Origin of the sequence: Hymenobacter coccineus (assembly GCF_001816125.1) — a bacterium.
GTDB lineage: Bacteria > Bacteroidota > Bacteroidia > Cytophagales > Hymenobacteraceae > Hymenobacter > Hymenobacter coccineus.
Genome location: NZ_MDZA01000077.1, coordinates 1 through 19,660, shown reverse-complemented (window position 1 = coordinate 19,660; position 19,660 = coordinate 1). Strand labels below are relative to the sequence as shown.

General features: G+C 59.9%; 16 protein-coding genes. 11 read left to right on the top strand and 5 right to left on the bottom strand.

Features of this window, described 5'->3' with window-relative positions:
* Window positions 1-143 precede the first annotated feature (143 nt).
* Entirely contained in the window at window positions 144-929 is a 786-nt protein-coding gene (locus BEN49_RS05945; protein ID WP_239691836.1) for a helical backbone metal receptor, read from the top strand.
* Here the strand turns inward: BEN49_RS05945 and BEN49_RS05940 are convergent.
* A complete protein-coding gene (locus tag BEN49_RS05940; protein WP_239691835.1) occupies window positions 913-2,022 on the bottom strand; it encodes a 3-phosphoshikimate 1-carboxyvinyltransferase in 1,110 nt (369 codons plus the stop codon). The genes BEN49_RS05945 and BEN49_RS05940 overlap by 17 nt on opposite strands.
* Window positions 2,023-2,223: 201 nt before the next feature.
* Complete coding sequence (locus BEN49_RS05935) at window positions 2,224-3,264, bottom strand: 3-dehydroquinate synthase (RefSeq protein ID WP_070742093.1); 1,041 nt, start codon at window positions 3,262-3,264, stop codon at window positions 2,224-2,226.
* 313 nt (window positions 3,265-3,577) lie between these two features.
* On the opposite strand from BEN49_RS05935, the gene BEN49_RS05930 reads away from it, so the two are divergent.
* Window positions 3,578-6,799, top strand: a complete 3,222-nt coding sequence (locus BEN49_RS05930; RefSeq protein WP_158022762.1) for a SusC/RagA family TonB-linked outer membrane protein — start codon at window positions 3,578-3,580, stop codon at window positions 6,797-6,799.
* An 11-nt stretch (window positions 6,800-6,810) separates the two neighbouring features.
* On the top strand, window positions 6,811-8,481 hold the full coding sequence (locus BEN49_RS05925; RefSeq protein WP_070742090.1) for a SusD/RagB family nutrient-binding outer membrane lipoprotein: 1,671 nt from the start codon (window positions 6,811-6,813) through the stop codon (window positions 8,479-8,481).
* Between the two features lie 158 nt (window positions 8,482-8,639).
* On the opposite strand, the gene BEN49_RS05920 is transcribed toward BEN49_RS05925, so the two are convergent.
* Complete coding sequence (locus BEN49_RS05920; protein WP_070742088.1) at window positions 8,640-9,770, bottom strand: chorismate mutase; 1,131 nt, start codon at window positions 9,768-9,770, stop codon at window positions 8,640-8,642.
* 112 nt (window positions 9,771-9,882) lie between these two features.
* Here BEN49_RS05920 and BEN49_RS05915 point away from each other — a divergent pair, with 112 nt between their 5' ends.
* The 7 genes from BEN49_RS05915 (at window position 9,883) to lysS (ending at window position 18,137) form a co-directional block, all read left to right on the top strand.
* Window positions 9,883-11,076 carry a proline dehydrogenase family protein gene (locus BEN49_RS05915; protein WP_070742087.1) on the top strand — a complete coding sequence of 398 codons (1,194 nt, stop codon included), beginning with the start codon at window positions 9,883-9,885 and terminating at the stop codon, window positions 11,074-11,076.
* Window positions 11,077-11,278: 202 nt separating this feature from the next.
* Window positions 11,279-11,647, top strand: a complete 369-nt coding sequence (locus BEN49_RS05910) for a hypothetical protein (protein ID WP_070742085.1) — start codon at window positions 11,279-11,281, stop codon at window positions 11,645-11,647.
* 134 nt (window positions 11,648-11,781) lie between these two features.
* Window positions 11,782-12,615: a hypothetical protein gene (locus BEN49_RS30430; protein ID WP_317040402.1), complete on the top strand. Its 834-nt coding sequence runs from the start codon at window positions 11,782-11,784 to the stop codon at window positions 12,613-12,615.
* 232 nt (window positions 12,616-12,847) lie between these two features.
* Window positions 12,848-14,296 carry a S41 family peptidase gene (locus BEN49_RS05900; protein ID WP_239691834.1) on the top strand — a complete coding sequence of 483 codons (1,449 nt, stop codon included), beginning with the start codon at window positions 12,848-12,850 and terminating at the stop codon, window positions 14,294-14,296.
* Window positions 14,251-15,009, top strand: a complete 759-nt coding sequence (locus tag BEN49_RS29310) for a carboxy terminal-processing peptidase (protein ID WP_239691833.1) — start codon at window positions 14,251-14,253, stop codon at window positions 15,007-15,009. The genes BEN49_RS05900 and BEN49_RS29310 overlap by 46 nt, the downstream gene beginning before the upstream one ends.
* A 238-nt stretch (window positions 15,010-15,247) precedes the next feature.
* Window positions 15,248-16,333: a hypothetical protein gene (locus BEN49_RS05895; protein WP_193415771.1), complete on the top strand. Its 1,086-nt coding sequence runs from the start codon at window positions 15,248-15,250 to the stop codon at window positions 16,331-16,333.
* Between the two features lie 274 nt (window positions 16,334-16,607).
* Entirely contained in the window at window positions 16,608-18,137 is a 1,530-nt protein-coding gene (gene lysS / locus BEN49_RS05890; protein WP_239691832.1) for a lysine--tRNA ligase, read from the top strand.
* 196 nt (window positions 18,138-18,333) lie between these two features.
* On the opposite strand, the gene BEN49_RS05885 is transcribed toward lysS, so the two are convergent.
* Window positions 18,334-18,606, bottom strand: coding sequence for a YtxH domain-containing protein (locus BEN49_RS05885; protein WP_070742082.1), 273 nt, complete (start codon window positions 18,604-18,606; stop codon window positions 18,334-18,336).
* A 115-nt stretch (window positions 18,607-18,721) separates the two neighbouring features.
* Window positions 18,722-19,156, bottom strand: coding sequence for a CsbD family protein (locus tag BEN49_RS30425; protein WP_083325816.1), 435 nt, complete (start codon window positions 19,154-19,156; stop codon window positions 18,722-18,724).
* Between the two features lie 170 nt (window positions 19,157-19,326).
* Between BEN49_RS30425 and BEN49_RS05875 the strand changes: the two genes are divergently transcribed.
* Window positions 19,327-19,660, top strand: a 334-nt coding sequence (locus BEN49_RS05875) for a hypothetical protein (protein ID WP_204376065.1), incomplete at its 3' end; no start/stop codon positions are given.

Sequence of the window (19,660 nt, the reverse complement as noted above, 5' to 3'; positions counted from 1 at the left end):
TGGCCCGACGACTGAAAGAGTTGCCGGACCACCCTTTGCATCTACGCCCACAACCTTAAGCAACCGGGCGCTCGCAAAAATTGCATACCCCACCAAATAAATTGTCCCCGAAATCCGTGGCATTCACTCAATCCGATAAACCCGTGGTTCAGACGCCGCTCAACGTGACCGACCAGTTGGGGCGGCGGGTGGCGGTGCCGTTTCCGCCGCAGCGCATCGTATCGCTGGTGCCTTCCCAGACGGAGCTGCTGTTCGATCTGGGGCTGGGCGCGCGGGTGGTGGGCGTCACCAAGTTTTGCATTCATCCGTCGGCGGCTCGCCAGCAAGCAACGGTCGTCGGAGGCACCAAGAACTTTGATTTTGCCAAGGTTGCTGCCTGCCAACCCGACCTCATCATCGGTAACAAGGAGGAAAACTACCAGGAAGGCATTGAGCAACTGGCCGCTCAGTACCCGGTGTGGCTGAGCGACGTGGCCGACCTGCCGGGGGCCCAGCGCATGATCAAGCAAGTGGGTCTGATAACGGGCAGGGCCCCGGCGGCCGCGGCCCTGGCCACCGACGTAGCCGCGCGGTTCGGGGCCCTGTCGGCTGTGGGGCCCCCAGAGCCGGTGGCCTACCTCATCTGGCGCAAGCCCTACATGGCAGCGGCCACCGGCACGTTCATCAACGACCTGCTGGCGCGGGCTGGCTTCGCCAACGTGTTTGGGGCCCTGGGGCGCTACCCCGAAATTGCGCCGGAGCAGCTGGCCCGCGCCGCGCCCCAACGCATTCTGCTATCCTCCGAGCCATATCCATTCAAGGAAAAGCACATAGCCGAGCTTCAGCAAATATGTCCACTGGCCCGTATTCAGCTGGTTGATGGTGAATTATTTAGTTGGTACGGCAGCCGGCTATTGCACGCGGCAGACTACCTCAACCAGCTTCATTAGTGGCGAAGCCGGCCTGGGCCAGCTCGCGCCAGAACTGCGGGTACGACTTGCGCACCACCTGTGGCGCGGCCACCACCAGGGGCCCCAGCAGCGCCAGCGGCGCGAAGGCCATGGCCATGCGGTGGTCGTGGTAGGTGGCCACGGTTTGGCCCGCTACCCGGAAGCCCTGGGACATAGCCCGGAACACGCCGGCCTCCACCTCCTGCAAATCGCCGCCAAACTTGGCCAGCTCGGTTTGCAGGGCGGCAATGCGGTCGGTTTCCTTAATGCGCAGGCTTTCCAGCCCAACCATGTCCACGGGCAGGGCCAGGGCGGCGGCTACCACGGCCACGGTTTGGGCCAGGTCGGGGCAGTTGGTGAAGTCCAGGCGGCGGATTTCCGCGCCGGACGGCCGGGGGCCCTGGCGCAGCTGCACGCATTCCTCAGCTGCCAAATACGTGGTTTCGACCCCAAAATGCGCCATGATGCCCGCAATGGCCTGGTCGCCTTGCAGCGACTGCTGCCGCAGGCCGGGCAGCGTAATGTCGGAGCCCCGGGGCCCCAAAGCCACCATGGCGTACCAGTAGCTGGCGGCCGACCAGTCGCTTTCCACGGCGTAGTCGGCGGCTTGGTAGCGGCCCGCGGCCACGGTTAGCTCGGTGGCGTCGGCGTTGGCCTGGCTGGGGGCCCCGAAACGGGCCATTAGCGCCCGCGTCATGTCAATGTAAGGGCGCGAGCCAACCGGGCCGGTCAGGGTCAGCTGCAAGCCGCCGGGTAGGTAAGGGCCCACCATCAGCAGGGCCGAAATGTACTGGCTGCTGATGTCGCCGCGCACACTCAGGCGCGTGGGCCCGTCAGCAGCGGCGGTTGGAGCAAACCCGTTCAGCCGCAGCGGCGGGTAGCCGTCGTTGGCCACGTAGGCAATGTCGGCCCCGGCCTGGCGTAGGGCCCCCACGAGCACGCCGATGGGCCGCTCCTGCATCCGGGGCGTACCGGTTAGCTCGCCGCGCCAGCCGGTTACGGCCAGGTAACCGGTGAGGAACCGCATGACGGTGCCCGCGTCTTCGGCGTTAATTTGGTCGGTGCCGGGCACAGCGGCCAGCAAGGCCTGCATCAGCTGGGTGTCGTGGGCGTCGGAGAGGTTGCTGAGCTGACCGCCGCCGGCCAGCGCGTGCAGGATGAGGGCACGGTTGGCCTCGCTTTTGGAAGCGGGCAGGTGGGCCAGGCCGCGTAGGGGGCCCCCGGACCAGCGCAGGGAAATGGAAGCGTCGATGGGATTCGTATATATTAAGGTTACAAATGGGCTGCTGGGGCCCTACAATTTGTGGTAGTAGCGCAGGGCCCCCACTATGTCAGCATCGGTCACGGGCTGGTCGTACACGCCGTGGCCGATGCCTTGCAACAGCGTGCAGTTGATGACGCCGCCGGCGTTCTTCTTGTCTTGGCGTGCAAATTCGGCAATGGCCTCGGTTTCGAGCAGCACGAAGTGAATTTTGTCGAACACCGAGAACACGAAGGTTTCGATGCGGTCCAGCTCTTCTGCGCTCAGCAGGCCGCGCTGCACCGAGAGCCAGCTTTCGCAGATGAGGCCCGCGGCCACGGCCTCGCCGTGCAGCACTTCGCGGCCGGGCTGGGTGAGGAGGTAGCTTTCGAGGGCGTGCCCCACGGTGTGGCCGAAGTTGAGGAGCTTGCGGGGCCCCGCCTCCAGCGGGTCGCTGGCCACAATGCGCTGCTTAAGCGCCACCGATTCCTGGATGATGGGCGTCCAGTCGTCGGTTAGCCAGCCCAGGCGGCGCTGCTGCTCAAAGGCATCGGCGTCGGCAATCAGCCAGTGCTTGAGCACCTCGGCGTAGCCGGCTTTCAGCTGGCGCGGGTCGAGGGTATCCAGCAACACCGGCGCAATAAATACCGCCATTGGCTCCTGAAACACGCCCAGATGGTTCTTAAACCCCTGGTAGTCAACGCCGGTTTTGCCGCCCACGCTGGCATCTACCTGGGCCAGCAGCGTGGTGGGCACCTGCACGAAGGCCAGGCCCCGCTTGTAGAGGGCCCCGCAAAACCCGCCCAAGTCCGTCACTACGCCGCCGCCCACGTTCACTAGCAGGGCGTGGCGGTCGGCTTGCCGCTGGGTCAGCGCATCCCACACCAAGCCGCAGGTAGCCAGGGTTTTAAATTCTTCGCCAGCTGGAATTTCAATGATGTGGTGGCCCGCCGGCAGCTGGGCCTCCAGCACCGGCAGGCATAGGCGAGCAGTATTGGAGTCTACCAGCACAAACACCTGGCTAAAAGCCGGGCGGCGCACATAAGCGGCTAGTTCGGCCAGGGCAGCAGGGCCAATGGTGACGGGTGCATTCATGTGGCAAAAGTCTGCAAAAAACCCGGCAATGTTCCCAAGTAGTGCCGCAACATTTAGCGGGTAAGGCTGCACTGCCATGTTATGCTTACCGGGTATTTAAGCCCTACAAAAAACTCATACCCCCTTGATATTCTAGTAATTACTGATATAAAGTGTTATTAAATCAAAAAACAATCTTTAATAAATTTGTCTTGAGCGCGTCTTAAGTGAAAAACAAATGATAATTTGCCCTCAGGTTTAATAGCCATAGTCTTCTTTTTTCTCACTTTTTTTCATTTATATGAAAAAGTTTACTCTTTTATTCCTTCTAGCGATGACCAGCCTGCTGCAGCAGGCCTTCGCTCAGAATCGGAGTATTTCTGGCCGGGTAACCGACCGCACCAACAGCCAAGGCCTGCCCGGGGTAACGGTGCTAGCCAAAGGCACGACCGTCGGCACTTCGACCAACAGCGACGGCACCTTTGTGCTGAGCGTGCCGGCAGCGGCGACCACTCTCACGTTCAGCTTCGTGGGTTACACTACAATTGACCAGCCTATCGGCACTTCCGCCACCATCAACGCAACGCTGGCTCCCGACACCAAAGAGCTGGGCGAAGTAGTGGTAACGGCTGCGCTGGGTATTCAGCGCCAGCAGAAAGAGATTGGCTACGCTACGGCTACGCTCGACACCAAGGAGATTACTCAGGCCCGCGTAACCAACGTGACCAACGGCTTGGCCGGTAAGGTTTCGGGCTTGCAGATCCAGACGATTGGCTCGGGCATCAACCCCCAGGTACGGGTGACGTTGCGCGGCTCTCGCTCGCTGACGGGTAACAACGAAGCCCTCATCGTGGTCGACGGCGTTATCACGACCAACGACGTGCTCGCGGCCCTTAGCCCCGATGACATTGCCAACATCTCGGTGCTGAAAGGTGCCAACGCGGCGGCTCTCTACGGTTCGCAAGCCTCGAACGGAGCTTTAATTATCACCACCAAGAAGGGCGGTACTACGCCCCAGATCACGCTTTCGCAAACTTCGCAGATTGAATCGGTGTCGTTCCTGCCCAAGTTCCAGTCTGATTTCGGCCCGGGTGCCAACTCGTGGAACGGCCAGCGCCCCGGCCAAAACTCGCGTGCCGACTTTGCTCCTAACGGCGCCATCGACACCAACGAAGACTACGCTTACAACAGCTTCGAAAACCAGCAATTCGGTCCTCGCTTCGACGGTACACTCCAGCCTTTTGGCGAGCAGCTGGCCAACGGCGACATCCAGATGCTGACTTACGAAGGCCGTCCTAACGAGAAACGAAATTTCTGGAACCACGCCTTCCAAGTGCAGAACGGTGTCACGTTCTCCGGTGGCGACGAGAAAAGCAAATTTTTTGCTTCCTACCAGAACGTGCACAATAACGGTATTGTCCCCAAAGACAAGTTTGACCGCAACACTTTCCGCATCAACGCTTCGCGCGAGCTGGACCGCCTCACGATTGGCTTCAACGTTTCGTTCTCGCAGCAGCGTATTGACCAGACGAACAACACTGACCGCGACCAATCGGTGTATTGGAACTGGTTCAACACGTCGTCGATGGCTCCGTTGACCTCTTACAAAGACTGGCAGAACGACCAGTACGCGAACCCGAACGGCTACTACAATGCCTTCTACTTCAACCCGTACTGGATTCTTGATAACAACCGTACCAACAACCGCCAGAACACGTTGCTCGGCAACATCGACCTGTCGTACAAAATAACTGACTGGCTGCGTGTACAGTACCGCCTCGGTAGCACTAACATCAACCAGTCGAGCTTGACCACCCAGAACAAGTTCGTCTACAACGCCTACATCCGCGGTGGCAACACCAACAAAGGCGGGGCTGGCACCACGGGCTACGTGCAGGACCTCAGCAGCAACCTGAACCGCATCAACTCGGACCTGTTCGTGAGCATGGACAAGACCTTCGGTGACTACTCGGTGCAGGCCATTGTGGGCAACAACGTGCAGCAGCTGGATAGCCGCTTCAATGCCGTATCGTCTACCGCTCTGGCTACCCCAGATCTGTTCAACCTCTCGAACCGAGTAGGCAACCTAGCCGGCAGTGATGCCAGCGCTAAGTCGCGCCTCTACGCATTCTACGCCGACGTAACCCTGGGCTACAAGGACTACCTCTACCTGCACGGCTCGGGCCGCTTCGATAACACTTCCGTGCTGGACGCCAACAACCGCAGCTTCTTCTACCCTGGCGTAGATGCCTCGTTCATCTTCACCAACGCCATCCCCGCTCTGAAGGACGTTTCGTTCCTCGACTACGGCAAGCTCCGGGGTGGCATCTCAAAGGTTAGCCAGGTAAACCTGGCCAGCAACACCGGCATTGGCGTGTACCAGACCGGCGGCGCTTACGCTCTTAACTCTACCTACTCGCTCGGCGGGGGCTTCCCCTATGGCTCGCTGGCCTCCTTCACCGCCAACGGCGGCCTGGTGCAGCCGGGCCTGCTGCCCGAAACCACGCGCTCGATTGAAGCCGGTATCGAACTCAGCTTCCTCAAGCGTCGCGTATCGGGTGCCGTCACCTATTACGCGCAGAAAAGCACTGCCCAGACGGTTCAGACGAGCATTTCGGGGGCTACTGGTTACAGCAGCTTGCTGCTCAACGCCGGTGAGGTACAGAACCGCGGCGTTGAAGCCGACCTGAACATTGTTCCGGTTCGCCTCGACAACGGCCTGACGATTACCGTTGGGGGCAACTTCAACTACAACAACAACAAAGTGATTTCGCTGCCGGGTGGCCTCACCCAGCTGGCCCTCTCCACGGGTGGCAACGCCCAGCTCTACGCCAAGCCCGGCCTGCCCTACCCCACCTTGTCGGGCTCGCACTACCAGCGCACGGAGGATGGCCGCGTTAAAATGGCTACGACCCGGAACACCTACGACGCCAGCGACCCCACCATCTACTACTACCCCCTCAAAGCGGCTGACAACATCGACTTCGGCAACACCCAGCCTAAGTTCAAGTACGGCTTCAACGCCAGCGCTACTTACAAAGGGCTGACCCTGTCGGGCCAGGGCGAGCTTCGCACCGGCTACGTAGTGTACAACGCCATCGGCGAAGACTTGGACTTCACGGGCAGTGGCGCACGCAGCGCGATGTACGGTCGCCAAGACTTCATCTACCCAAATTCGGCCATCTCAAATGACAATGGTGCTACTTACGTGCCCAACACGACCGGCTTCACGCCTGGTGGGGCAGAGTTCTGGGCTCAGAACTCGACCTGGAACCGGACGGTAGCCGAGAACTACGTGACTTCCGGCAAATTCTTCAAAATCCGGGAAGTTTCGCTGAGCTACGCTTTGCCCGCTGCTTTGCTGGCGCAAACCGGTTTCATAAAAGGCCTGTCGTTGAACGTTTACGGCCGAAATATCTTTACGTGGGTGCCCAAGGAGAACATATACACCGACCCCGAATTCAGCTTCTCGAACTCTAACGCTATTGGTATCAACACCAACTTGCAGACGCCGCCGACCAAGTTTTACGGTGCTAGCCTCAACGCAACTTTCTAAATTAATCAGCGATGAAAATACTTTTTAAGATGCTTACAGCGGCAGCGCTTACTACTGCCGCTTCCAGCTGCTCGTCGTTTCTCGACATTAACTCTAACCCCAACCAGGCGCTCACCGTGGCCCCCAGTGCCATTCTGGCCACTGCGCTTTCTACCACGGCGGCCAACTACACGGGCAACAACCCCAGCTTCAACAGCTACGCCAGCTGGGTGGCCAGCTATTGGGGCAAAACGGGGGTGGTAAGCGGCTACGGCGAAGAGCTTACTTACAACTACTCTTCTTCATACTACGCGGGCCTGTTCGGCAACACCTACGACAACCTGAACGATTACAACATCATTCAGACGCAGGGAGCAGCCAATGGCTACCCCTACCACGCGGCAATTGCCCGCATCATGAAGGTTTACAACTACCAGTTGCTGGTGGACGAATACGGCGATATTCCCTACACCCAAGCACTGCAAGGCGGCACCAACGTTGCCCCCGTGTACGATAAAGCGGCTGACATCTACAAGGATCTGCTCGTGCAGCTGGCAGGGGCCATTGATGACATTAACAAGACAGACGCCACAGCTACGGCCACGTTCACTCCGCTCGCGGTGGGCTCCGAGGACATCGTTTTCGGCGGTGATATGAAAAAGTGGAAGAAGTTTGCCAATAGCTTAAAGCTGCGGATTCTGCTGCGCGAGTCGCAGACTTCTGACGCGGCCCTGACCACTTCCGTGACCCAGCAAATGGCGGCGCTGCAAACCGCCGCCGATGGCTTCATCACCGCCGATGTTGTGGCACAGCCCGGCTACGCCCAAAGCGCTGGCCAGCAAAACCCGCTCTACAACCGCTACGCCTACACGGCGGCCGGCACCAGCGCCACGGAGCGCCAGTACCAGATTCCTACGCAGTACATCCTCAACCAGTACATCAGCAACAACGACCCGCGTCTCACGCAGTTGTACACGATTGGGGCCCGCACCGTAGGTACTGATGCTAATGCGGTTACGACCCCCGAGTACATTGGGGCCATGCCGGGCCAGAGCAACGCCCCCACGTTTGTGGCCCCAATTGTTGCCTCGCGCCTCCGCGGTGCCAACGCCGCTACGGCTACCGGTGGCATCCTGAAGGGCCTCGTTGCCCCCACCGCGCTGATGCTGTTGTCGGAGCACTTGTTCTCAAAGGCGGAAGCTGAAACTCGTAACTTGTTCACTGGCGGCGATGTTAGTGCCAAGCAAGATTACCTCGACGGCATCAAGGCCTCGTTCATCTACTTCTACCGGGCGGCGGCTACCACCAACGCCACCATCAACGCTTCCACGCTCGAGGCCTCTACCATGGCGGGTGCTGCTGGCATCGACCAGTACAACACGTACGTCAACGCCGCTACCAATGCCACCAACCCGTTGGTGAGCTTTGACAATGCCGTTGTCAATGGAGCACTGGGCAAGCAGAACATCATCATCTACCAGAAGTATCTGGCCCTGAACTCGGTGGCCAGCACGGAGGCTTGGGATGACTACCGCCGCACCGCGCAGCCAAAACTGCCAGCCTCGTCGCAGTCGCAGTCGCCCCGCGCCGACAAGCTGCCCACGCGCTTGATTTATCCGCTGGGCGAGGTGAGCACAAACGCTGCCAACCTCCCCACCGGGACTACGCAGTACACCAAAATCTTCTGGGACGTGGTGGATTAGTCCAGCACAGCTCTGGAAGGCAAAAGAAAAGGGCTGCTCAATTGAGCAGCCCTTTTCTTTTGCCCATTTTGCGGGCCAGCTACTTAGCACTTCAGGTAGCCAGCTAAAAGCAAACGCACGCCGGCATTGGACGAAAGCCGATAGCTAGCAGCTAATAATTACAGCCCGGGGCCCAGGTGCCCGGGTTCCTCGGCGGGGGCCCCGTTCAGCACTTCGGTTTGCTTGCGGATGCTTTCGAGGTGGATCAGTTTATAGAGCTCGCCGATAAAGTCCTTGTTCAGGTGCAGCGTTTCGGCCCAGGCCGAACGGGTGGCGAAGATTTCCTTCCAGCGGTCGAACTGGAGAATTTTGACGTCGTTGGCCTTCTTGTATTCGGCTAGCTCCTCCACCAGGGCCATGCGGCGGGCCAGGGCTTCCATTATTTCGCGGTCAGCCACGTCCATCTTCTGGCGCAGCTCCTCGGCCTTGGCCTGGTAATCTTCGTTGCTGGAGGAGCGGCGGCGATACTTCAACTCGCTGAATATCTCGCCCAGCCGCGCCGGCGTCACCTGCTGCTCGGCGTCGCTGAGGGCTTGGTCGGGGTCGGGGTGGGTTTCGATGATGAGGCCGTCGTAGTCCAGGTCCAGCGCTTTTTGGGCGATGGGCAGCAGCAAGTCGCGCCGGCCGGCCATGTGGCTGGGGTCGCAGATGAGCGGGATGTGCGGGAAGCGGGTTTTCAGCTCGATGGCCAGCATCCAGGTGGGCGGGTTGCGGTACTTGCTGGGCGCAAACGTGCTGAAGCCGCGGTGGATGGCCGCCAGGTCGGTGATGCCGGCGCGGGCCAGCCGCTCCAGGGCCCCCGCCCACAGCGACACGTCGGGGTTCACGGGGTTTTTCACCATCACCGGCACGCCGGTGCCGGCCAGCGCATCAGCCAGCTCCTGCACCGCAAAGGGGTTAGCAGTGGTGCGGGCCCCCACCCAGAGCACCTGGATGCCGTGGGCCAAGGCTTCTTCCACGTGGCGCGGGGTGGCCACCTCAATGGCCACGGGCAGGCCGGTTTCCTGCGTCACGCGCTGGAGCCAGGGCAGCGCCGCCGACCCGGCGCCCTCAAACGAGCCCGGGCGGGTGCGCGGCTTCCACACCCCGGCCCGGAACAAATCGACGTTGCCCAGCGCCTGCACACCGCGGGCGGTGGCCAGCGTTTGGGCCTCCGTTTCGGCCGAGCAGGGCCCCGCGATGAGGATGGGCTGGCCCTTGCGGGCCAGCAAGCGGGTAAAAAAAGTGGTGGGAGTAGTTGTGATTTCCATGTTGCCGCAAAGATGGGGCCCTGCCCACGAAACGTTCAGCCCCGAGGCGGGTGTTTAGCGGCTAACTTCGCACCCGCTAGGGCCCCTGGGGCCCCACCGTAACCGCTCTTGTATGACCACTCCCACCCTGGCCCCACCCGTATCGTTCGATAATACCCAGATTGCCTTCGCGGCCAAGTCGGACGCCCAACTGCGCAAAACTTACGGTCTGTTTGCGGCCATGAACAACAACGGGCTCGTGAAAACCGGCAGCGGGCTGATGCAGGCCGCCCTGAAATGGGGCCTGCCGGGCACCAAGTTTCTCATCAAACACTCCATTTTCGAGCAGTTTTGCGGAGGCGAAAGCATTGCCGAGTGCCGCCCGGTGGTGGCGGCCCTCGGGCGCTACGGCATCGGCACCATCCTCGATTATTCGGTGGAAGGCGAGGGCAACGACGCCAGTTACGACCGCACCCGCGACGAGCTGCTGGCGACAATTGAGGAAGCTCACCGCTCGGCGCACATCCCCTTTTCCGTATTTAAGGTAACGGGCGTGGCCAGCGCGGCCATTCTGGAGAAAATCCAGGCCGGGCAAGCCCTGAGCGCCGCCGAGGAAGCCGCCCACACCCGCGCCGTGGCCCGCGTGGAGGCCCTCTGCGCCCGGGCCCACCAGCACGGCATCCGACTGTTTGTCGACGCCGAGGAAAGCTGGTTCCAGCACACCATCGACGCGCTGGCCGACGAGATGATGGCCAAGTACAACCGCGAGCAGGCCATTGTGTGGAACACCTACCAGCTCTACCGACACGACCGCCTGGAGGCCCTGCAAGCCGCCCACGACACGGGGGCCCAAACCGGCTTTTTCGTAGGGGCCAAGCTCGTGCGCGGGGCCTACATGGAAAAAGAGGCCCGCATCGCCAAGCAGCGCGGCTACGCCACGCCCATCAACCCCAGCAAGCAGGCCACCGACGACCTCTACGACGAGGCCCTGCGCTACTGCGTGCAGCACGTGGCCCGCATCAGCTTCTGCGCCGGCACCCACAACGAGGCCAGCTCGCTGCTGCTCACCCAGCTGATGCAGGAGGCGGGCCTGGCCCCGGGCGATGCCCGCGTGTGGTTTGCCCAGCTCTATGGTATGAGCGACAACCTAAGCTATAACCTGGCCCACGCCGGCTACCACGTAGCCAAGTACTTGCCCTACGGACCCGTCGAGGCCGTGATGCCGTATTTGCTGCGCCGCGCCAACGAAAACACGGCCATTGCGGGCCAAAGCAGCCGCGAATTTTTGCTGGTGCAGCGCGAGTTGCGCCGCCGCCGGGGCCGGTAATGGGGCCCCATTGCGCAGCCTGGCACTACAATTGCCTGTGGTAATGCGCCGGTCGCGGCCGGAATCGTCCGGCCGCTCCGTTTCCGAACCGTGGTGCCATATCCCTATATTGGGGTGGCACCACCCGGTTCGGCTATTTTTATGGGCCCGTACGCTGGCCCACCTGTTCTTTTTCGCACAGGCTGCCCCCTTTTCGTTTATTATGACTGGTCGCATCCGCACCTACCTCATCCGTTACGCCCGCCAGCAAACTGGCACCGCCAGCTACCTTACCTTGGTGCAGGAAGCCGAGCTAGGCCTGAACCTCGACATTTCGCACGAAAAATCGCGCCTGAATGAAATGCTCGCGGAAATATCCACCACCGAGCATACCGAAGGCCGGCCCCCGCTGAGCTGCCTGGTGAAGGTACCCGGTTCGAAGGGCCAGGGCGACAATTTTTACAAGCTGTGCGAAAAGCTCGGCATGGGCGAGTGGCGCACCCTCAAGCAAGACGAGGACTTCCTGAGAAACTTGGTGCGCACGTGCCGGGATTTTTGGCTCGACGACGCCAATTTTCAAGAGTTCGCCTGAACCCCACGTTGGGGCCCTGAATGGGCGTGAATAATGAATGATAACGCAACCCCGCACGGGGCTGCCCCGTTACAAACCTGGCCGCGGCTTTGCCAGGGCTTTGTTTTTCTTCATTCACAAATTCCCACTCTATTATGAACACCAACGATCGTAACAACCCGCAAAACTCAGGTACTGGCGCTGGCGCTAACTTCGGCACGGCCACCACTGGCACGGGCGTAGGCAACAGCACCGGCATGAGCAACGAGGGCACCAGCTACAATGCTGGGACGGGTGCCTCCGTAACGGATGCTACAAACAACGACCATGATTACAGCGCAACCCAAAAAGGCGCAGCGGTAGCTGGCTCGGCCGGAGCTGCCGTTGGTGCTGGCATTGATGCTGTGCAGAACACCGCTTCTGATGCTGCTAATGCAGTAGGCAATGCAGTAACGGGCGACAACAATTACAAACAGGGGAGCACGATGAGCGGCATCTTTAGCGACCGCGAGAGCGCCGAGAAGACGTATAACTCGCTGCATTCGCGCGGTTATGGCAAAGACGATGTGAACCTGCTGATGTCGGATGAAACCCGCAAAACGCACTTCGGCGACGACACCGCCCAGACTGAACTTGGTGACAAGGCTATGGAAGGCGCGGGTGTAGGCTCGGCCATCGGCGGCACGGCTGGCGCCATCATCGGTGCCATTGCAGCCATCGGGACGTCGGTAGCACTGCCCGGTCTGGGCCTGATCATCGCTGGTCCGCTGGCCGCCGCTTTGGCGGGTGCTGGCGCTGGCGGCCTGACCGGCGGCTTGGTAGGCGCACTGGTTGGCTCGGGCATCCCCGAGGAGCACGCTGCTGAATACGAGCAAGGCGTTAACAACGGCGGCATTGTGATGGGCGTGAAGCCCCGCAACGCCGAAGACGCTCAGTATTTCGAAGAGGAATTTCGTCGCAACAACGGCGACAAAATTTATCGTTACTAGTTTATTGCTAGCATTGGTATAAGAAAAAGGCTGCTCCCGATGGGAGCAGCCTTTTTTATTACGCCGTGTCATCCGCTAAAACTGGCTTTACGTAGAGTTAACAGAGATTTTTAGTTAGCCGGCGCAGGGCACTTATTCGCCCGTTGTGGGCGTTTGAAAGGTGAACGGCTACGTCGCAGGGCCGCTGGTGATTTCGCGTATATTTGATTTTCCTATTGTTTTCTCCTCGCTGATGTCATTTCCTCGCTTAAAAATTGGACTGTATGCCTTCCTGGTGATGGCAGTGTTCGTCCTAGCTTCATATCGGTTATTTCGCCGCAATACTTCGGCGGGCCCCACCAAAGAGCAGGTACTCATTGGCACCATGGTGCAGGGCCTGAACAGTGCCCACTACCAGCCCGAAAAGCTGGACGACACGTTTTCCAACCGGGTATTTGACTTGTCGCTGAAGCGCGACGACTATCGCAAGACATTTCTGCTGGCCAGCGATATCCAAAGCTTAGGCAAGTACCGGAACGACATTGACGACGAGGTGAAAACCGGCCGGCGTGACTTCTTCGACCTTAGCACCCAGCTGATGACCCAGCGAGTGAAAGAGATGCAGATTCTCTACCGCGAAATTCTGGCCAAGCCGTTCGACTTCACTATCGCCGAGACGTTCCAGACCGATTTTGAAAAAGCTACTTGGCCCGCCGACAAAGCTGCCCAGCACGAGTTGTGGCGCAAAATGCTGAAATTCGAAACCCTGAGCCGGGTATCGGAGATGATGGATGCTCAGGAAAAAGCCAAAACGGCCAAACCTTCGGTGGCCACCGCTGCCCCGGCGGCCGCCAACGCTAAGGCCCCTACGGCCCCCGAACCAGTGCGTACCCCCGCCCAGATGGAAGCCGAAGCCCGTAAGCGCGTGCTGAAGACTTATGACGACCAGTTTGAGGAGTTGCTAGAGGTTAGTGCCAACGACCAGTTGGCTAGCTACGCCAACGTTATTGCCAACACTTACGACCCGCACACCGACTACTTTGCGCCCAAGGCCAAGGAAGATTTCGACTACCAGCTCACTGGCCGCTTCGAAGGCATTGGGGCCCAACTACGGGAAAAGGATAATTTGATTTACATCGAGGACATTCTGCCCGGTTCAGCTTCGGCCCGGCAGGGCGAATTGAAAAAGGGCGACGCCATTCTGCGCGTGGCCCAGGGTGCCGCCGAGCCGGTGAGCATCGAGGGCTGGCGCATCACGAAGGCCGTAACGCTTATCAAGGGCAAGAAAGGCTCGGAAGTGCGCCTCACGGTGCGCAAGGCCGATGGTACGACCAAAGTGGTGCCCATCATCCGCGACGTGGTGATTAACAGCGAGGCGTATGCCCGCTCGGCCGCCATTACGGACAAAAATCAGAAGTTTGGCTACCTGGATTTGCGGACGTTCTACGCCGATTTTAACAACGATGGCAGCCCGAACTCGTCGCAGGATGTGAAGAAGGAGCTAGCTAAGATGACCCAGGAAGGTGTGAAAGGTGTGATTCTGGACCTGCGCTACAACGGCGGTGGTTCTTTGAACGACGCCGTGGACATGGGCGGCCTGTTCATCGACAGCGGCCCCATCGTGCAGATTCGTGACGCCGCGGCCGCACCACTGTGTTGGAGGACAAGGACCCCCAGGTGCAATACAGTGGGCCCCTGGTGATTCTGGTGAATAAGTACAGCGCCTCCGCCTCGGAGATTCTGGCCGCTGCCATGCAGGACTACAAGCGCGCCGTGGTGGTAGGCTCGGCCAGCACCTATGGCAAGGGCACGGTGCAGCGCATCGTGGACTTGGACGAGAGCCTGCCGAGTGAGTTGAATAACCTCAAGCCTTTCGGCTCGCTTAAATTCACCACCTCTAAGTTCTACCGCGTGAACGGGGGTTCGACCCAGTTCAAGGGCGTGGTGCCGGACATCATTCTCCCAGACATGTACTCGTACTTGGAGGAGGGCGAGAAAGGCTCGGACTACCCGCTGAAGTGGGACGAGATTGCCCCCGCCCGCTACCGCTCCTGGAACACGCAGCCGGCCTACGACAAGTTGCGCGCCGCCAGCAAAGCCCGCGTGGCCACCAGCCCCGGCTTCAAGGTGATGACCGAATCCAGCCAGATGATGCTAGCCCGCAAGAAGGAATCGATGGAATCGTTGAACCTGGTAACGTACCGCACAAACCAGCGCCAGAACAAGGTAGAGGCGGAGAAGTACGAAGCTGCCCAGAAAGCAACAACGGCCCTGGCTTTCTCGCCATTGCGCGCCGACGTGCAAGCCGCTAACGGTGACACGGTGAAGATCAACCGCGACCAGCGCTTCACCAAAAACCTTAAGAAGGACATCATCATCGGCGAAGCCGTTTCGATCATTCAGGACCAGTTGTAGCGGCCCTGACACCTGCCGTTTCCAAAGCCCTCAGCCCTGCGGCTGAGGGCTTTTTTTGTAGGTTCCGTTAGCAACTAGGCCAGTTAGTAAATCGACTGCTAAAAATAATTTTTAATGTTCGCTTAATATGTTTTTCAACTTACTAATAACCAGTGTTATACTAATCATAATAGATTGTTAAAATAATTAGCAAACAAGCAACTAAAAAGCTCTCTTAATACGTTTATTCGGTATGACTATGACGCACGAAGCAACCCGCATCATCCCGCTCATCCCACAGGCCGACCTGGGGGCCCCCGAGCCGCAGCAACTGGTAGCCGATGAGGCCTGGCGCAAGTCCATTCCGGCGCAGGTGTTTCTGAACTACTTCTTTGCCATTAACTACCACATCCAGGAAAGCGACGACGCGCTGGGCGGCTTGCAGCACCTGCCGTTCTTCCGCAACCACGCGGCCGAGCTGGGCGACGCCGATGTGACGGCCCTAACCAAGCTGTTGCACACCTGCTGGAGTACGGAGTACGCCCTGCGCGCCACGGCTGAGTTGGGCGACGACAACTTCCTGCGCAACGCCCTACACTGGACGTTCCCGCAGGCCTACCACGCCATTCTCTCGGGCCTCCAGGCTTTCCTATACACCACCGGCGTGCGCAGCAACAACAACCAGCTGGTGCGCCGCGAGGTGGGCCGGCTGGTGGTGAAGAACGCCTACCCGCGCCCGGTATCGTTCTACGCCGCGGGGGCCTACGGCGACTTTAGCATCCACCGGCTGCCGCTGGCGGGCTATAAGGCCGGGCTGCACATTGCCAGCCAGGAGATTGATGCCCAGGCTCAGATCGGCCAGTTCTTGCGCACCACGCGCAAGATGAAGGCCCAGTGGACCCGCGCTCAGGTGCAGGCCAACCCCAACACGGCTATCCGCAGCCAGAAAACCGGCCGGCCCCTTGATAAGTGGACCAGCGCGCACTGGCAGCAGATTACCTGGCGGCTGGGCTACACCACCATCTTTGACCTGCTGGGCCGCCTGCGCATCTCGCAGAGCAGCCGCGAGATTGAGCGCTACGTGGAGGCCGATATCGACTTCAAGCTGTTCCACGCTTCGCTGCTCAACATTGTGAGCTACCTCAACGGCATCCACGAAACGTACGTGGCCAAGGCCTTGGGCCTGGAGCGCTACCGCCAGCTGGTGGCCGAGCTGCCCGCTCACTTGCAGGCCGGCTTTGTCCAGGAGCGCCTGCGCACCCGCGTAGAGCCCGTGCTGGCCCCCACGCCGCCCACGGCCCCAGCTGTGGCCGTGGAGGCCCCCACCTACCGCATGGCCGCCTAAATCACGGATTTTGCGGATTAGGGCGGATTTTTCGGATTTTGGGGACGGCCGTCTGCAATATTATTGTCGGTGGCCAAACCAGTAGCACTTGCCGGAGTTTTATTATTGAAAAGCCGTTCCTTTTTAGGAGCGGCTTTTTCATTGGCTACTTTTGCGACAGTGTTGCCCCGTTGCCTACTTGCTCAATGGCGCGCCAAATACAGAGCCCCATGGCTAAAAAACATTAGCCGCCGTCCCCAAAATCCGAAAAATCCGCCCTAATCCGCAAAAATCCGTGATTCATTTAAGCGAACAAGAACTCCAGCGCCGCCACAAACTCGAAGAGCTGGAAAAGCTGGGCGTGGAAGCCTACCCGTCGGAGCTGTTCGACGTGACGTTTTACGCCAAGGAAATCCTCGACAACTACCACCCCGAGCTCAACAACTTCCAGGAAGTGAGCTTGGCGGGCCGGCTGATGTCGCAGCGCGTGATGGGCAAGGCTTCGTTTGCGGAGTTGATGGACACTTCGGGCCGCATCCAACTCTACATCAACCGCGACGAAATTTGTCCCAGCGAAGACAAGACGCTGTATAACAACGTATTTAAAAAGCTGCTCGACCTGGGCGACTTCATCGGCGTGAAAGGCCACGTGTTCGTGACGCAGGTAGGCGAGACTTCCATCCACGTGACGGAGCTGAAACTGCTGGCCAAGGCCCTGCGCCCACTGCCCGTGGTAAAGGAGAAAGTGGACGAGGCCACCGGCGAAAAAGTCGTGTACGACGCCTTCACCGACCCCGAGCAGCGCTACCGCCAGCGCTACGTGGACCTGGTGGTGAACCCCCACGTGCGCGACACCTTCGTTAAGCGGACGCAGCTGGTGCAATCCATGCGCAACTTTTTGAATGACAAGGGCTATTTAGAAGTAGAAACGCCGATTTTGCAGCCGCTGTACGGCGGCGCGGCGGCGCGCCCTTTCAAAACGCACCACAACACGCTGGACATGGCGCTGTACCTGCGCATTGCCAACGAGCTATACCTCAAGCGCCTGATTGTGGGCGGCTTTGATGGCGTGTACGAGTTCAGCAAGGACTTCCGCAACGAGGGCATGTCGCGGTTCCACAACCCCGAGTTTACCCAGATGGAGCTGTACGTGGCCTACAAGGACTACCACTGGATGATGGACCTGGTGGAGGAAATGGTGGAGCGCGTGGCCATGACGCTGCACGGCAAAACCGAGGTGCAGGTGGGCGAAAACGTCATCAACTTCCAGCGCCCCTGGCAGCGCCTGACGATGTTCGAGGCCATTGAGAAGTTTACGGGCCACGCCATTGGGGCCCTGGACGAGGCAGCCCTGCGCACCGTGGCCGATACGCTGCACGTGAAGCTGGACCCCAGCATGGGCAAGTCCAAAATCATCGACGAGATTTTCGGCGAGTACGTGGAGCCCAAGCTCATCCAGCCCACCTTCATCACCGATTATCCGGTGGAGATGTCGCCGCTGGCCAAGAAGCACCGCGACCAGCCGGGCCTGGTGGAGCGGTTCGAAGCCATCTGCAACGGCAAGGAAATCTGCAACGCCTTCTCCGAGCTCAACGACCCCATCGACCAGCGCAAGCGCTTCGAGGACCAGCTGGAGCTGGGCAAGCGCGGCGATGTGGAGGCAATGGTGCTCGACGAGGACTTCCTGCGGGCGCTGGAGTACGGCATGCCGCCCACGGCCGGCCTGGGCATTGGCATCGACCGCCTGAGCATGATCATGACCAACTCCAACTCCATCCAGGACGTGCTGTTCTTCCCGCAAATGAAGGCCGAAAAGCTGGACTAATTAACAGAAATACAAAACGCAAAAAAGGCCCGCACGACGATTCGTGCGGGCCTTTTTTGCGTTTTGAAATCGGTCGTATGTGGCGGCGGAGCCCGTACCACCAAGCTATGCTCGGTCTCGCGTATGGGGCCCCAGGGCAAGACCAAGCACAGCTTGGTGGTACAGGTCAAAGCCCGGAACCGCTCCAGCCGTCGGTTTAATCCAAAGCTTCGGCTGCTTCTTGGCTCATCGAGCGCAGAAGCACATCGGCGGCGGCTTGGTCGTCGGTGCCGGGCGTGGGGGCCCCGGGGGTTTGGCCAAGGGCCCGCTGGGCGCGCTTCTTCAGCTCGTCGGCCCACTTAGAGGCCGATTCGCGGATTTGGGAGCGGGCCTCGTCGCCGGTTTCGGGGGCCAGCAGCAGGCCGGCCACGATGCCGGCCGTAGCACCGGCTATCAGCGAGAAAATCACTTTGCCTTTGTCGTCGTTCATGCGAATGGAAAGTCTAAGATAATCAGCGTAATCACGGTTAATCAACAAAATCAGCGATGAAAAAAGCCCCGTACCGGGTGGCACAGGGCTTTTCAAGTCAACTAAACTGAGCGCACTAGGCTTTCAGGTCGTTCAGCATTTTGGTGATTTCGGCTTTGCCTTTACCAAGCTTGTCTTGCAGCTTGCCTACAAGCTCGTCGCCTTTGCCCTCGGCGTAAGTCAGGTCGTCGTCGGTGAGCTGGGCGTATTGCTGCTTCAACTTGCCTTTCAGGTCGTCCCAGTTGCCTTGCAGGCGCAGGTTGCCAGCACCGGTCAGGTCTTCGAGCTTGCTGGAGTATTCTTTGAATTTTTCTTCGAGGTCAGCACCGATTTTGGTTGCCTGGTCGCCCAACTGGCTGCTGTACTTAGTAGCAGCGCCTTTCCAGTTCTCGAGGGTGTTCGAACCCTTATCGGGAGCCAGCAGGATACCGGCGATGATGCCAGCACCGGCACCGGCGAGGGCGGCGAGGAGGATTTTACCGGCGTTGTTGTCTTCTTCGTAGTACGACATGGGGAGGGGGTAAGTAGAAAGTGAAAGAATCGTGAAAGAGCTGCGGGCCAGGGCCCCCAGCAGGGCGTCTTAGAGCCTAATACGCTGGGGCGCGGCGATGGTTGAGGTAGGGCCCCAAATTTTATAACCCCGCGCCCGGCGGGGCGTATTTTCGCCCCCTCCCCTGCCCCATGCCCGCCCACGCCGACTACCACGCCTTCTGCTGCACCGCGCCCGACCTGCCGGTGTTTGCCCAGCCGTGGTACCTCGATGCCTGCGCCGAAGGTGGCACCTGGGACGTAGTGCTGGCCCGCGAAAACAGCCGCGTGGTAGCCGCCTGGCCCTATTTCCACAAGCGGCGGGGGCCCTGGCGCTACGCCACCATGCCGCCCTTCGTGAAGTGGCTGGGGCCCTACCTGCTACCCAAGCTGCGCGCCGACCCGCGCCGCGCCGCGGCCGCGCTGGCGGCGCTGGGGCCCAGCTGCCGCCGCTGGCTGCCTTCAAGCAGACTGCTACCCCACCCTT

Excerpts from the sequence above, each read along its gene's own strand:
- BEN49_RS05935 (WP_070742093.1), bottom strand. The coding sequence starts at position 3,264 with ATGAATGCACCCGTCACCATTGGCCCTGCTGCCCTGGCCGAACTAGCC.
- BEN49_RS05940 (WP_239691835.1), bottom strand. The coding sequence starts at position 2,022 with ATGCAGGCCTTGCTGGCCGCTGTGCCCGGCACCGACCAAATTAACGCC.
- BEN49_RS05930 (WP_158022762.1), top strand. The coding sequence starts at position 3,578 with ATGACCAGCCTGCTGCAGCAGGCCTTCGCTCAGAATCGGAGTATTTCT.
- BEN49_RS05910 (WP_070742085.1), top strand. The coding sequence starts at position 11,279 with ATGACTGGTCGCATCCGCACCTACCTCATCCGTTACGCCCGCCAGCAA.
- BEN49_RS05900 (WP_239691834.1), top strand. The coding sequence starts at position 12,848 with ATGTCATTTCCTCGCTTAAAAATTGGACTGTATGCCTTCCTGGTGATG.
- BEN49_RS05915 (WP_070742087.1), top strand. The coding sequence starts at position 9,883 with ATGACCACTCCCACCCTGGCCCCACCCGTATCGTTCGATAATACCCAG.
- BEN49_RS05925 (WP_070742090.1), top strand. The coding sequence starts at position 6,811 with ATGAAAATACTTTTTAAGATGCTTACAGCGGCAGCGCTTACTACTGCC.
- BEN49_RS30425 (WP_083325816.1), bottom strand. The coding sequence starts at position 19,156 with ATGTCGTACTACGAAGAAGACAACAACGCCGGTAAAATCCTCCTCGCC.
- BEN49_RS05895 (WP_193415771.1), top strand. The coding sequence starts at position 15,248 with ATGACGCACGAAGCAACCCGCATCATCCCGCTCATCCCACAGGCCGAC.
- BEN49_RS05885 (WP_070742082.1), bottom strand. The coding sequence starts at position 18,606 with ATGAACGACGACAAAGGCAAAGTGATTTTCTCGCTGATAGCCGGTGCT.
- BEN49_RS05920 (WP_070742088.1), bottom strand. The coding sequence starts at position 9,770 with ATGGAAATCACAACTACTCCCACCACTTTTTTTACCCGCTTGCTGGCC.
- BEN49_RS30430 (WP_317040402.1), top strand. The coding sequence starts at position 11,782 with ATGAACACCAACGATCGTAACAACCCGCAAAACTCAGGTACTGGCGCT.